Genomic DNA, 12,602 nt, shown 5'->3' on the forward strand with positions numbered 1-12,602 from the left:
AACAGAGCCGTACCGTCCGGTCGACATGAGACCCGGTGCCACCGTTTCCCGCTCGTCCGTCCACCACCGCATCCCGGATCGACACCGGGGGGACCTGCTGGTGCTGGGCGTCGAGGCGACGCTGTTGGTCTCCGCCGTGGCGGTGGGCGCGATGCTCAACCGCGCGGGGGTGGGCCTGCACGCTGACGCCGCACCGCTCTACGCCACCTGGAGACCGCACCTGGGCTGGGGCACACCGGCCGCGTTGGCAATCGCCGTCGCGGTGGTCGGGCCCGGAACGCAGTGGGCCCGCACCGCCCGGTGGGGCCCGCTGCTGTCCGCCGGCTACCTGGCGGCGGTCGGCTGGACGCTCGCCCTGGCGCTGGTGGACGGCTGGTCGGAGGGGCTGACAAGACGGCTCACCCCGCAGGCGGAGTATCTGCACGAGGTACCCCGGGTCACCGATGTCGGGCGGATGCTGGCCGGTTTCGCGGACCGCATCCTGGACTTCCAGCCGGACTCGTGGTCCACCCACACCGCCGGCCATCCACCAGGTGCCCTGCTGGTGTTCGTCGCACTCGACCGGGTCGGCCTGGGCGGCGGCACGGCGGCGGCCATGGCCTGCGTCCTGGTCGGGGCAAGCGTCGTGGTGTCCGTGCCGATCGCCCTGCGGGCACTGGGCGCCGCAGGGGCCGCCCGCGCGTCGTTGCCGTTCCTGGTGCTGCTGCCCGGAGCGGTCTGGGTGGGTGCCTCCGCCGACGGTCTCTTCACCGGGGTGGTGGCCGCCGGCCTCGCGCTGCTGGCCGTGCGGGGAACCGCGACCGCGTTGGCGGGCGGCGTACTGCTCGGCTTCGCGCTGTACCTGTCCTACGGTTTCGTGCTCGTCGCGCCCCTGGCTCTCGTCGTGCTCGCGTTGCGTCCAGGAGGCCGGGTTGCCGCGCTACTCGCCGGTGCGACCGGTGTGGCCGCTGTGGCAACGGCGTTCACCGTCGCGGGTTTCCACTGGTGGCAGGGATACGACCGGGTGGTCGAGCGCTACTACCAGGGCTGGGCGGCCGACCGTCCGTACGCCTACTGGGTCTGGGCCAACCTGGCGGCGCTGCTGCTCTCTGCCGGGCCGGTCGTCGGACCGGCACTGCGCCGCACTCTGCACGCGGCCCGCGGAGTCTGGCGAGCGCGGGACGGTTCCCCGGCACCGGCCGCGTCGACGCCGGGGACCGGCGGACCAGGACCGGGTGGCGACCCGCTGATCCACGTCCCGGTGCGGAGCCGGCGGCTCGGCGCGTTCGCGCGACGGGTCGGGACACTGGGGCCCACCGTTCTGCTACCGGCCGCCGCGGTGCTGGCGGTGCTCGCCGCCGACCTGTCGGGCATGAGCAAGGCGGAGGTCGAGCGGATCTGGCTACCGTTCACGGTCTGGCTGCTCGTCGCCGTGGCGCACCTACCCGCCGCGACGCACCGCTGGTGGCTGGCCGGGCAGGCGCTCACCGCCCTCGCCGTCAATCACCTCGTCTTCACCGTCTCGTGAGCCGGCCCCGGCCCCGGCGGCGGCAACGGGGTGGGGGCGGGGCGCTCAGACCGACACGGCGGCACGTTCCCGCAGCGGATCCGTGGCGAAGGCGGCCACCCCGTCGGCGAAGCTGACCCGGGCGGTGTAACCGAGCAGGTCGCGTGCGCGGCGGGGATCGGCGACCACGTGCCGCACGTCGGCCGGGCGGGCGCCGCCGACGACCACCGGCGCCGGCCCGTCCATCGCCGCCGCCAGGGCGGTGGCGAGATCGCCGACGGTGTGCGGCTGGCCGGAGCAGACGTTCACCGGTACCAGGCCGTCCGGAGCCGGAGCGGTCAGCGCCAGCACGTTCGCGCGCGCCACGTCGGAGACGTGCACGAAGTCGCGCTGCTGCAAGCCGTCCTCGTAGAGCCGCGGCGGCCGGCCGCGGGCCAGCGCCGACCGGAAGATCGACGCGACTCCGGCGTACGGCGTGTCGCGGGGCATCCGGGGGCCGTACACGTTGTGGTAGCGCAGTGCCCAGACCCCCGCCCCGGTCTGCCGGCTCCACGCGGCGGCCAGATTCTCCTGGGCCAGTTTGCTGGCCGCGTAGGTGCTGCGCGGTTCGAGCGGGGCGTCCTCCGGCACGAGGGCGCTGGTGAGTGCACCAGCACAGACCGGACAGGTGGGGTCGTACCGGCCGACGGCGAGATCGGCCGCGCGCCGTGGGGCCGCCGGGACGACGCCGTGCCGGGCGCACGTGTATCGCCCTTCGCCGTAGACGACCATGGAACTGGCCAGCACCAGGCGTGACACGCCGGTCCGGTGCATCGCCGCCAGCAGCACCGCCGTGCCGTAGTCGTTGTGGCTGACGTAGTCGGGAGCATCCGACGGGTCCAGTCCGTGCCCGACCATCGCCGCCTGGTGACACACGGCGTCGACGCCCGCCAGCAGGTCGTCGAGCAGGTGCGCATCGCGGATGTCGCCGACGACCGGATCATGGCGGCGGAACCACTCGGGCAGCTCACCCCCGTGCGCCTGGGGCAACAGCGCGTCCAGGCACACCACCTGATGCCCCTGCGCGACAAGCAGGTCCGCGACCTGCGATCCGATGAACCCGGCGGCGCCGGTGACGAGTACCCGCATTGCGTCACGCTAGGTCAGCGGAGCGGCCGCCGGGGCTCGTTCGGCTCCGACGTCAGCACTTCGTAAGGGGACGGCCGGTAAGCCTTCGGTAATGCGGCAAAGCCCTTCCGAGGGCGCCGTTGCCGGTTAGCGTCCTGCACGAAGCCCGTCGCGTCCGGTCCGACGCCCTCGCCGACTGGAGGAACCGTGCCAGCCGACCCGCCGTCCGACGAACCATCTGCCGCCTACCCGGCGCGGTTGTGGCGTACGTTGGACCGGCACCGCCCTCCCGGAGCCGACGCCGCCACCGACGCGTGGCGCAGTCCGGTGCGTGGTCCCTGGCTGACATCCGTGTTGGGCGTCGTCCTGCTCGCCACGCTTCCGTTGGTGATCATCACCGGGCTCCTGGACTGGATCGCCTACGGCCCCCGGCTCGGCCAGGCATTTCCCAGCGACGTGGGCTGGCTGCACCCTCCCGTCTTCGACTGGCCGACCCGTCCCGCCTGGCTGTTCCGGCTCACTCAGGGGCTGCACGTGACGCTCGGCATCGTGTTGGTACCGGTGGTCGTGGCGAAACTCTGGTCAGTGGTGCCCAAGCTGTTCGACTGGCCGCCGGCCCGCTCCGTGGCCCAGGTGCTCGAACGGCTCTCCCTGCTGCTCCTGGTGGGCGGAATCCTCTTCCAGACGGCCACCGGCCTGCTCAACATCCAGTACGCCTACCTGTTCGGATTCGACTTCTACACCGCGCACTGGTACGGCGCCTGGGTCTTCACCGCCGCCCTCGTCGCGCACGTCCTGATCAAGCTTCCTCGTACGATCTCCGCGCTGCGCGGCCCGGGCTTCACCCGTACGACCACGGAGGAGACCGTGCCGGAGCCGGCGGATCCGGACGGGCTGGTGGCCCGCCGGCCCGGCCCGGCGACGATGAGCCGGCGTGGCGTTCTCGCCCTGACCGGGGGCGGCGCCCTGCTGTTGGCGGCGCTGACCGTCGGGCAGAGCCTGGACGGGGTGCTGCGCCGGACCGCGCTGCTGCTACCGCGGGGCCGGCAGCACGACGACGGACCCAACGGTTTCCCGGTCAACCGGACCGCCGCCGCGGCCGGTGTCCAGCCCGCCGACACCGGCGCTCAGTGGCGTCTGACGGTGCGCGGCGGCAGCCGCACGGTAAAGGTGGACCGCGACGGCCTGCTCGCCATGACGCAGCACACCGCGGACCTGCCGATCGCCTGCGTCGAGGGCTGGTCGACGACGCAGACCTGGACGGGGGTGCGGCTACGGGATCTCGCAGCTCTGGTCGGCGCACCCGGCAGCGCCGTGGCGCAGGTCGAGTCGTTGGAACGGGGCGGCCTGTTCCGTCAGGCCCGGTTGCAGGTCAACCAGGTCCGCCACCCCGACTCGCTGCTCGCCCTGAGAGTCAACGGCGTCGACCTCTCGGCCGACCACGGCTATCCCGCCCGCATCATCGTGCCCGCTCTGCCGGGCGTCCACTGCACGAAGTGGGTCCGTGACATCACCTTCGAGGAGCAGCCCGATGACTGAGTTCCGGCGTGGCTACGGCGCCGCACCCTGGCACCTGGTGCTCCTGCTCGGCTGCTTCGCGGTGACCGGCTGGATAGCTCTGCGGCTGTCCGCGGAACCGGCCGCCGGGCGGATGCTGCTCTGGTTCGTCGGTGCGGTCATCGCCCACGACCTGCTCCTGTTCCCGCTCTACGCGCTGGTCGACCGGGCGCTGCGCGCCGCGCTGGGCGGCCCCGGACGCCGCTCGGCGCTGAATCACGTGCGGGTGCCCGCGCTCGCCTCCGGGCTGCTCCTGCTCGTCTACCTTCCCGGCGTCCTCGGGCTCGGCGGCGACACGTACACGGCGGCGACCGGCCTGACCCCGCAGCCGCTGCTGGCCCGCTGGCTGCTGGCCAGCGCCGCGATCTTCGCGGTCAGCGCGGCTCTGTACGCGCTGCGGCATCGTCGAGCGCCGGCGCGACGCGGCCGGCGCGCGGCGCCGTAAGAATGTGGTAATCCTGCTCGGCCCGGGGCCGGGCTAATATCCGATCATGCCCGGTCCTCGTACCGCATTCCTGCCCGGTGTGGCCGCCTTGACCGCTGTCGTTCTCGCCCTCGCCGCCTGCGGCGGCACCGAGCCGCCCGCTGGGCCCGACGGTACGAGCGCCGGGCCGGACGTGACAGCGCAACCGACCACTGTCGCCCCGACCGCTGGCGGCACGACGGAGACGCCGGTCCCGGAGACGCTCGCGTTCACCGGGCGGACCATCGACGGCGGGGCGTTCTCGGGCAGCAGTCTCGCCGGCAAGCCCGCGGTGCTGTGGTTCTGGGCGGCCTGGTGCAGCCGCTGCCGCGGCGTAGCCGACGAGGTCGCCGCCGTGCAGCGGGAGAACGCCGGCCGGGTCAACGTGGTCGGCGTGGCCGGGCTCGGCAGCGGCGACGCGGCCATGCGGCGATTCGCCGAGGAGACCGGCATCGAGGGCTTCCCCCACCTGGCCGACGACGGCGGCCAGGTGTGGCGCCGCTTCAAGGTGACCAGTCAGGAGCAGTACGTGCTACTCGACTCTGCCGGCACCGTCGTGCACTCGGGACCGCTGTCCCAGGCGGACCTGCGCAAGCGGGTTGCCGGACTGAACTGACCATGCCGGACACGCCGTACGGCCTCGCTGTCGCCGCCGGGCTGCTCGCCGCGGTCAACCCGTGCGGCTTCGCACTGCTGCCCGCGTACCTGTCGATGCTGGTGCTCGGTGACGAGCCGGCGGCCGGACAGTCCCCGCTCGCACCGATCGGCCGGGCGGTCGCGCTGACCGGCGCGATGACACTCGGGTTCGTCGCGGTGTTCGGCTCGTTCGGGCTGCTCGCCGCTCCCGCAGCGGACGCGGTCGCCCGGCACCTGCCCCGGGTGTCGATACTGATCGGTCTCGCCCTGGTGGCGGCCGGTGGCTGGCTGCTGGCCGGACGCCAACTGCCGGCCTTCACCCCGAGCGTCGCGACCGGACCGGCGGTCCGCCGACGGTTCGGCTCGATGGTGTTGTTCGGCATGGCCTACGCGGTAGCCTCGCTCGGCTGCACCATCGGTCCTTTCCTGGCCGTCGTGGTGGCCGGCTTCCGTGCCGGGTCGGCGCTCTCCGGAATCGGCCTCTTCGTGGCGTACGCCGTGGGCATGGGGCTCGCGGTGGGGGCCGCCGCGCTGGCCGTCGCGTTGGCCCGCGAATCACTGGTACGTCGCAGCCGGCGGGCCGCCCCCCTGCTCGGGCGCGTCGCCGGCCTGCTGCTGATGGTCACCGGTGGATATGTGGCCTGGTACGGCTGGTACGAGATACGGGTCCTCACCGGCCGAGGTGACCCGGACGACCCGATCATCGACGCGGCCGGCGCCGTTCAGACAGCGCTGAGCGGCTGGCTGGCGGGGCTGGGCCCGTGGGCCGTCGCCGCGACGGCGTTGGCACTGCTCGCCCTGGCGGGCGGCGTGACACTGGCGCGCCGGCGCCGAGCACCGGCCGCGCAGGGCCGTCGCCCGTCCGGCTGAGGATCGGGACGGTACGCCGATCACCCGGCCTGCCGGGCTGCGGGCCGGTCGTCGTGTCCGCCATCGGCTTCCCGGACCGGGCGTCGTCGTGCCGGTGGCTCGCCCGCCGCGTGCGGCCGACGAGCCACCGGGGCACGCCCGTCAGCCGTTGTCGATCAGGCCGGCGATCTCGTTGTAGATCAGGTGTGCCTTCGCGCCCTGGTTGGACGGGCATCCACCGAGGTGGTGCAGGGCGATGACGCGGTGATTGGCGTCGAGCACCGGGGAGCCCGAGTTGCCGCCCGAGGTGTCGCAGCTGTAGCTGATGTTCCAGGTGTTGTAGTTGGCGTTGCGCACCGTGCAGACAGCGCCGTTCTGGGTGTTCTCGTAGATCGACAGTCGCTTCGGGCTGCCGTCACCGTGCCCGGGCACGTACATCCGGGTGCCGGTGCTGGTCGCGGTCGTCCTCAGGTAGAGCGTGCCGAATCCCTGGATCGTGGCGAAGTTGTTCACCGAGTAGAGCGCGTAGTCCAGTTCGCCCGAGCCACCGCTGCTCACCCGGTAGAGGGTCGCACCGCTCACCTTCGTGCCCGGGCCGGGGTTGTTGCCGCCGCAGGTGGCGCACTGGTAGTTGAACTGCGCCTCGCTGGCGCTGACCGTGGACTGGGTCGAGAAGCAGTGCTTGTTTGTCAGCATCCGGTTGGTGTTCCCGACCCGCCAGGTGGTGCACAGTCCGCCGCCGCCGATGAGCAGTCGTGCCACCGCCCGGCCCCGGGCGTACTCGGTGGGGTGGGTGCTCTGGTAGCAGACCACGTCCCGGCGGGCGTCGGTGCTGCAGACGGACGTGGTCGAGAAGTTGTGCGCAGCGATCTCGGCCTGGTCGTAGCCCCGCCAGAACCGGTCGACGTCGACGACCGTGCGAGCGGGGCGCGCGCTGTGCAGCGTCACCACGGCGGTGTCCCCCGTCACGGACATCGCCCAGAAACCCGGTTCGCCGTCGGTGGTGTAGTCCGAGCCGGTCTTCCGGTCGAGGTTCCGGTCGTACCGATAGCTCTCCCGACCGTCCGGGCTGGACACCGTGACGTGGTCTCCCTCGTTCAGCCGCAGCGCGCTGAAGTGGACCTTGATGTAGGTGGCACCGGGGTGCCGGATGACCTGACGCGCGCCTGGCCTGGCGGCGGTGCGGACAGCGTCGATTGTGCGCAGCTCACCCACCGTGGTGACGCCCTCGGCGGAGAACTGGTCCGCCTCCGGTGCCCGGACCGACGCCGGCGCCACCGGCCGGGCCGGATCCGCCCCGGCGGCGGGCGCCGACAGCAGGCTCGCTCCGAGCACCCACACGCCGAGCACCACCGCCGTGTGCCGCGCACCGTGCCGCAACATGTCTCTCATCCGCACTCCTTCCCGAGGAACGGCGGATGCCGTCCCGACAGGCTCCTCACCGGAGCCATTGATAGAAGCATATCGATTGCCGGCGGGATGCGACACCGCCGGATCGGCCGGGCCGGCAGCGACGTCGAAGGCGCCGCCCGGTCGCCGGCCCGCGGTGCGGCGTGGCGGTAGAAGTCGGCGGTGCCGGGCCGGGCCGGGCCGGGTGTCGATGGTGCCGAGCGTGCCCCGGTTGAGGGTGGCGCAGAGCGTGCGCGGGACCGGCCCGACGACCTGGTCGTTCGGCGCGGGCCGGTCGCCGTCGCAGCCCCGGACGCGTGCGGTCCGGCTATATCGGGAGTCGTCCTCGAAGCCGGCGATCCGCCAGCTCGGGGTGCGTCACGAGGCGTTGCGCAACTGGGTCACGGCCGTGGCACCAGAACCACCACAGCGGTTTCGGACGACCGCAGTGCGGCGTAGCCGTCCAGGTTCTTGTCGATCTCACGCCAGCGGGCCCACAGCCGCGATCGTTCGTCGCCCGTCGCCCGTCGCCGCGCGACCACGCACCTGCCGCGGCCCGCCGACCAGGTCAACAGTCGCGTCCGGGTGCGCCTGCAGATTGAGCCACCAGGCCGGCTCGGGCTCCCCCCACCCGTTCATGGCCAGCGAGACCAGGTTCGCGCCGTCCTCGAAGTACCCGAGGATCACGCTGCGCTGCCGGCCGGTGCGACGCCCGACGGTGGTCAGGCGCAGCAGGCCGTACCGGTTGCTGCGCGGACGCGACAGTCCGACCCGGCCGCCGGAGCGCCGGAGAAGGCCCCGATGAGCCGACCAGAACAGCCGGATGAACCAACGGGGCGGCAACCACGGCTTCTTGGCAGGGCGCAGGTGCGGCTCGGTCACTCCTCCACTGTATTGGCAGCTGTCACGCCGGGGCCGCCACGGACCGTTGCCGGGACCTGGCACGCAGGGGTGCCAGATGAAGGCGCCATCCACGGCACGACGCCGGCCTGGCGGAGGGCAGGTGGCGCGTGGGACGCTCGCGTCATGCGCATCGCCGAGCACATTGCCGCGCTGGATGAGGAAGGCCTCCGGCTGACAGAGGCGGCGGGCCGGGCGGGTCTGGACGCACACGTGCCCACCTGCCCCGGCTGGCAGGTCCGCGACCTGCTGCACCACGTCAGCGGGGTACACCGCTGGGCCAGGGCCCACGTGACCACCGGACGCCGCCTGCCCTACTCCACTCGGGAAGAGGCGGAGTTCTTCGCGGCAGTCGACGACGACGAGTTGCTGGACCGGTTCCGGGAAGGCCACCGCGCCCTCGTGGATGCGCTGGCAGCGGCTGACGAGAGCGTCGAGTGCTGGACGTTCCTGCCCGCGCCCTCGCCGTTGGCGTTCTGGGCACGTCGCCAGGCTCACGAGACCGCCGTACACCGCGCCGATGCCGAGTCGGCTGTCTCCACGGTCCCGTACTGGGATCCGCCCTTCGCCGCCGACGGCATCGACGAGCTGCTCAACGGCTTCTTCGGCCGGCCGGGTGGGCGTCTGGTGGCCGATCCACCCCTCAGCATGGCCCTGGTGCCCACTGATGCCGACGCGAGATGGACCACCTACATCGAGCCGGCCGGGCACCGTCTGGTCGCCGGTGAGATGCCGGCCCAGCTGACCGTCACGGGACCTGCATCCGAGCTCTACCTGTTGCTGTGGAACCGGGGTGGGACCGAACGCCTCGAGCTACGCGGGGACGCGGCCGTCCTGGATCTCTGGCGGACACGGGCCACCATCACCTGGAGCTGACGCGGCCGTCCCGGCAAGGTCATCCAGGTTCCGCCCACCGTGGCTCCCGTCCACATCGACGCGACCGAACGCCCGTGCCGTCTCCGCCTGAGAATTGGAGCCGTGGTTCCGCGGGTGTCGGCCGCTCGGCGTGGTCAGAGGCCGGCGGCGGCGTCGTACCGGCGCCGCAGGTCGGCCATCTCCGATGTGGGTAACGCCTCCCTGAGTGCCAGCTCCTCGTACTTGTCAGGGAACATCTCGCGTAGCCGGTCGACGAACCTGACGTCGGCGGTCGCCTCGACCACCCTGATGCCCGGAGGTTCGGTGGTCATGTCCATGATCACCGGGCCGACGAGTTTGACCGCTCCGTCCCAATGGCGCTTCTGTTCGGCGACGCCGCAGAGGTGGAAGCCGTAGATCGTCCGGACCTCGGCCAGTGTGGCGGCCCCGGTGGGCTCGTGGCCGTAGACATGGACTCCGCAGATGACCGGCGGCGCGGCCTGTTCTCCGGCCGGCACCTGGGCGGCGGTGTGCCCGGCGTGGTGGTGATGTGCCGGGTCCGCCTGCTCGAGTGTCGTACGCATCCGGGCCAGGATCTCCTGGCGGAGAACCGCCGGATCCGTCCTCGTGGTGGTCGAGGTGACCACGGCGGCCACACCGATCGACGCGGCCAGCAGGCACACCTCGATCCACACGAAGCGGCTGCGGTACCAGCCGCCGACGCCCAACCGGGAAATCATGATCGTTCTTCACCTCGTCGCGGTTCCTGATGGTGGCGGAGGGCAGCGGACGACGCACTGCCGGCACAGCAATGCCCGCGGCGCGCGGGGCCCTGCCGACGGTGGGGTGGCACGTGCCGCGCCACCCCACCGCCGATGCTGTTACCGAGCGGTGCAGGTGAGGGTGGGTGCGGAGTTGGTGCCGTTCCAGGAGGCGTTGAAGCCGAAGCTGGTGGTGGCGTTGGCACTCAGGGAACCGTTGTAGGCGACGTTCGACGCGGTGACCGACGAACCGCTCGAGGTGACCGTCGCGTTCCAGGAGTTCGTGATGCTCTGGCCGTTGGGCCAGGTCCATGCCACCGTCCATCCGGAGATGGCGGCGTTGCCGGCCCGGACGGTGACCTCGGCGCCGAATCCACCGGACCACTCGTTCGTCTTGCGGTAGGTGGCGGTGCAGGCACCGTTTCCGGCCGGCGGCGGCGTGGTAGGCGGCGGGGTCGTCGGCGGCGGCGGGGTGGGCGGCGGCGTCGTCGGCGGCGGGGTCGTCGGCGGCGGGTTGCCGCCGCCGCCGAAGATCACGTCACTGCAGAGGTAGTACGGCTGGTCGAGGTGGGACGCCTGCCAGATGGTGTAGACGACGTGCCGCCCGGTGCGGTTGCCGGCGTTCACCTGCGCCTCGTAGAGCCCCGTGGTCGGGTAGCTGCCGGTGCGGAGTACCAGGTCGAGGCTGTTCCAGGTGAGGGGCTGGGTGGTGGGGTCGAAACCCTGCTTGGTGATGTAGATCAACATGTAGTCCGCGCCGTGCCGAGCACCGTCGGTCAGCGTCAGGGTGAAGTTGTTCGGCATCGGCTTCGCGGTCCACGCGCCGACGGCGTCGAGCGAGGCGTACAGGCCACCCTGGGTGCGACCGCCGCTGCACAACTGTCCGTCCGGCACGGCGGCCTGGTGGTTGCCGCCGACGTTCTCGCGGTACAGGCCGTTCCAGTTCCACATGGTGTTCGGGTTGGCCTGCCACGCCTGCCAGCACATCGGGTCGGTCTGGGCCATCGTGGGGTTGAGGTGGTCGGAACCCCAGCGCTCGTAACATCCGTAGTTGCGTGACGGCGGGTTGGTGACCGATCCGTGCGCCGAGGCCGGACCGGCCTGGTTGACGGCGACCATCGTGAACGAGGCGACGAGAACTGCGACCGCGCCCAGTCCCAGACGGCGTGCTGTCCGTGAGATTTTCATCGATGCTCCAGTGGATGCACCGGCGCCCGGTGGCCCTCGCTGGGTGCCCACCCCGGAGAAGGTGACGCCGATCGATTCAAGCCGTCCGAGAGGTGGACGGCACTGCTGCCCAGCAGCGCTTGGCGACTCCCAGCCACGATATTAGTAGAGACCGCGGTCAATGTAAATCGATACCGATGCACCGGCACACCCGGCCGGGTCAGACCGCGAGGGCCGCCCGCACCTCCCGCTCCGCCGCGGATCCCCCGTCACCGTGCGAGGTGACCCGGCCGGATTCGAGGACGTGGTAACGGTTCGCCACCCGCAGCGCGAACCCGAGGTGCTGCTCGACGAGCAGCACGCTGAAGCCGGACTGCCGGGTCAGCTCGACGATCCGCTCCTGGATCTCGGCGACCACCGACGGCTGGATGCCCTCGGTCGGCTCGTCGAGCATGAGCAGCCGCGGCCGGGTGATCAACGCACGGGCGACGGCGAGCTGCTGACGCTGACCACCGGAGAGCAGCCCGGCCCGCCGCCGCAGCAGCGGACGCAGCGCCGGGAACAGGTCCAGCACCTCCGCCGTCGCCACCGCGCCGTCGCGCCGGGCGTCGGCGACGAGGCGCAGGTTCTCCGCCGCCGTCAGGTGCGGGAAGCACTGCTGGCCCTGCGGGACGTACGCCATGCCGCGCGCCACCCGCTCGTGCGGCGCGAGACGGGTGACGTCCTCGCCGTCCAGCTCGACGGTGCCGGCGGTCGGGCGCAGCAGGCCCGCCGCGACCCGCAGCAGGGTGCTCTTACCGGCGCCGTTGTGCCCGAGCACCGCGGCCACCCCGTCGGGCGGGACGGCGAGGTCCACGCCGTGCAGCACCCGGGAACGCCCGTATCCGGCGTGCACCCCACGCAGGGTCAGCATCATGCCTCCAGACCGCTGAGGACCGACCCGGCGTCGACCGGGTGGCCGAGGTAGACCTCCTGCACGCGCGGGTCCGCCTGGACCTGCGCCACAGTGCCCTCGCTGAGCACCTTCCCCGCGTGCAGCACGGTGACGCTACGCGCGAAGCGACGCAGGAAGTCCATGTCGTGCTCGATCACCACCACCGTGCGATCCCGGCTCACCGTCTCCAGCAGCGCGCCCGTGGCGTCGCGCTCCTCGTGGCTCATCCCGGCGACCGGCTCGTCGAGCAGCAGCAGCCGCGCGTCCTGCACCAGCAGCATGCCGATCTCCAACCACTGCTTCTGGCCGTGCGCGAGCGTGCCGGCGAGCTGGTCGGCCCGGCCGGTCAGCCCGATGGTCTCCAGCGCGGCGCCCACCTCGTCGGGGATACCCCGCCGACGCCGGGCCAGGGTGGCCCAGCTCCGGCGGGCGCCCGCGGCGATGTCGAGGTTCTGCACGACCGACAGTTCCTCGAAGACCGTCGACATCGACCACCAG

The 12,602-nt window shown here is 72.1% G+C and carries 13 protein-coding genes and 1 pseudogene; 6 read left to right on the forward strand and 8 right to left on the reverse strand.

Annotated elements, in window-relative coordinates; all coding sequences use genetic code 11:
* Window positions 1–25: 25 nt before the first annotated feature.
* Complete coding sequence (locus tag KSK32_RS31310; protein ID WP_216935371.1) at window positions 26–1,507, forward strand: hypothetical protein; 1,482 nt, start codon at window positions 26–28, stop codon at window positions 1,505–1,507.
* Window positions 1,508–1,552: 45 nt separating this feature from the next.
* On the opposite strand, the gene KSK32_RS31315 is transcribed toward KSK32_RS31310, so the two are convergent.
* Window positions 1,553–2,614, reverse strand: a complete 1,062-nt coding sequence (locus KSK32_RS31315) for an NAD(P)-dependent oxidoreductase (RefSeq protein WP_216935373.1) — start codon at window positions 2,612–2,614, stop codon at window positions 1,553–1,555.
* A 186-nt stretch (window positions 2,615–2,800) separates the two neighbouring features.
* Between KSK32_RS31315 and KSK32_RS31320 the strand changes: the two genes are divergently transcribed.
* From KSK32_RS31320 to KSK32_RS31335, 4 genes are read left to right on the forward strand one after another with little or no spacing between them, the layout of a single operon-like run.
* On the forward strand, window positions 2,801–4,132 hold the full coding sequence (locus tag KSK32_RS31320) for a molybdopterin-dependent oxidoreductase (protein ID WP_216935375.1): 1,332 nt from the start codon (window positions 2,801–2,803) through the stop codon (window positions 4,130–4,132).
* On the forward strand, window positions 4,125–4,595 hold the full coding sequence (locus KSK32_RS31325; protein WP_216935376.1) for a hypothetical protein: 471 nt from the start codon (window positions 4,125–4,127) through the stop codon (window positions 4,593–4,595). Before KSK32_RS31320 ends, KSK32_RS31325 begins: the two co-directional genes overlap by 8 nt.
* A gap of 46 nt (window positions 4,596–4,641) precedes the next feature.
* A complete protein-coding gene (locus tag KSK32_RS31330) occupies window positions 4,642–5,229 on the forward strand; it encodes a redoxin domain-containing protein (RefSeq protein ID WP_216935379.1) in 588 nt (195 codons plus the stop codon).
* A 2-nt stretch (window positions 5,230–5,231) separates the two neighbouring features.
* The gene (locus KSK32_RS31335; RefSeq protein ID WP_216935381.1) at window positions 5,232–6,119 is read left to right on the forward strand and encodes a cytochrome c biogenesis CcdA family protein; all 888 of its coding nucleotides are present in this window, start codon (window positions 5,232–5,234) and stop codon (window positions 6,117–6,119) included.
* Between the two features lie 141 nt (window positions 6,120–6,260).
* Here the strand turns inward: KSK32_RS31335 and KSK32_RS31340 are convergent, their stop codons facing one another.
* From KSK32_RS31340 to KSK32_RS31345, 3 genes and pseudogenes are all read right to left on the reverse strand, one after another.
* Window positions 6,261–7,490: a serine protease gene (locus tag KSK32_RS31340; protein WP_216935383.1), complete on the reverse strand. Its 1,230-nt coding sequence runs from the start codon at window positions 7,488–7,490 to the stop codon at window positions 6,261–6,263.
* Window positions 7,491–7,685: 195 nt separating this feature from the next.
* Window positions 7,686–7,811: pseudogene (locus KSK32_RS35020) on the reverse strand (sugar hydrolase); the annotation flags it as partial.
* A gap of 156 nt (window positions 7,812–7,967) precedes the next feature.
* Window positions 7,968–8,369 (reverse strand): nitroreductase family deazaflavin-dependent oxidoreductase, encoded by a 402-nt coding sequence (locus tag KSK32_RS31345; protein WP_289256449.1) that lies wholly within the window; start codon window positions 8,367–8,369, stop codon window positions 7,968–7,970.
* Between the two features lie 144 nt (window positions 8,370–8,513).
* On the opposite strand from KSK32_RS31345, the gene KSK32_RS31350 reads away from it, so the two are divergent.
* The gene (locus tag KSK32_RS31350; RefSeq protein ID WP_216935385.1) at window positions 8,514–9,263 is read left to right on the forward strand and encodes a maleylpyruvate isomerase family mycothiol-dependent enzyme; all 750 of its coding nucleotides are present in this window, start codon (window positions 8,514–8,516) and stop codon (window positions 9,261–9,263) included.
* Between the two features lie 134 nt (window positions 9,264–9,397).
* Here KSK32_RS31350 and KSK32_RS31355 read toward each other — a convergent pair whose 3' ends face one another.
* From KSK32_RS31355 to KSK32_RS31370, 4 genes are all read right to left on the reverse strand, one after another.
* Complete coding sequence (locus tag KSK32_RS31355; protein ID WP_216935386.1) at window positions 9,398–9,982, reverse strand: hypothetical protein; 585 nt, start codon at window positions 9,980–9,982, stop codon at window positions 9,398–9,400.
* Window positions 9,983–10,123: 141 nt separating this feature from the next.
* The gene (locus tag KSK32_RS31360; protein WP_216935395.1) at window positions 10,124–11,191 is read right to left on the reverse strand and encodes a lytic polysaccharide monooxygenase; all 1,068 of its coding nucleotides are present in this window, start codon (window positions 11,189–11,191) and stop codon (window positions 10,124–10,126) included.
* A gap of 199 nt (window positions 11,192–11,390) precedes the next feature.
* The gene (gene urtE / locus KSK32_RS31365) at window positions 11,391–12,086 is read right to left on the reverse strand and encodes an urea ABC transporter ATP-binding subunit UrtE (protein WP_254187267.1); all 696 of its coding nucleotides are present in this window, start codon (window positions 12,084–12,086) and stop codon (window positions 11,391–11,393) included.
* Window positions 12,083–12,592 carry an ATP-binding cassette domain-containing protein gene (locus tag KSK32_RS31370; RefSeq protein ID WP_254187268.1) on the reverse strand — a complete coding sequence of 170 codons (510 nt, stop codon included), beginning with the start codon at window positions 12,590–12,592 and terminating at the stop codon, window positions 12,083–12,085. Before KSK32_RS31370 ends, urtE begins: the two co-directional genes overlap by 4 nt.
* Window positions 12,593–12,602 lie beyond the last annotated feature (10 nt).

The sequence above is a fragment of the Micromonospora sp. WMMB482 genome (assembly GCF_019038635.1).
Taxonomy (GTDB): domain Bacteria; phylum Actinomycetota; class Actinomycetes; order Mycobacteriales; family Micromonosporaceae; genus Micromonospora; species Micromonospora marina.

Coding starts and splice junctions, on each gene's coding strand:
- KSK32_RS31355 (WP_216935386.1), bottom strand. CDS start 9,982: ATGATTTCCCGGTTGGGCGTCGGCGGCTGGTACCGCAGCCGCTTCGTG.
- KSK32_RS31340 (WP_216935383.1), bottom strand. CDS start 7,490: ATGAGAGACATGTTGCGGCACGGTGCGCGGCACACGGCGGTGGTGCTC.
- KSK32_RS31370 (WP_254187268.1), bottom strand. CDS start 12,592: ATGTCGACGGTCTTCGAGGAACTGTCGGTCGTGCAGAACCTCGACATC.
- KSK32_RS31315 (WP_216935373.1), bottom strand. CDS start 2,614: ATGCGGGTACTCGTCACCGGCGCCGCCGGGTTCATCGGATCGCAGGTC.
- KSK32_RS31335 (WP_216935381.1), top strand. CDS start 5,232: ATGCCGGACACGCCGTACGGCCTCGCTGTCGCCGCCGGGCTGCTCGCC.
- KSK32_RS31350 (WP_216935385.1), top strand. CDS start 8,514: ATGCGCATCGCCGAGCACATTGCCGCGCTGGATGAGGAAGGCCTCCGG.
- KSK32_RS31330 (WP_216935379.1), top strand. CDS start 4,642: ATGCCCGGTCCTCGTACCGCATTCCTGCCCGGTGTGGCCGCCTTGACC.
- urtE (WP_254187267.1), bottom strand. CDS start 12,086: ATGATGCTGACCCTGCGTGGGGTGCACGCCGGATACGGGCGTTCCCGG.
- KSK32_RS31360 (WP_216935395.1), bottom strand. CDS start 11,191: ATGAAAATCTCACGGACAGCACGCCGTCTGGGACTGGGCGCGGTCGCA.
- KSK32_RS31325 (WP_216935376.1), top strand. CDS start 4,125: ATGACTGAGTTCCGGCGTGGCTACGGCGCCGCACCCTGGCACCTGGTG.
- KSK32_RS31310 (WP_216935371.1), top strand. CDS start 26: ATGAGACCCGGTGCCACCGTTTCCCGCTCGTCCGTCCACCACCGCATC.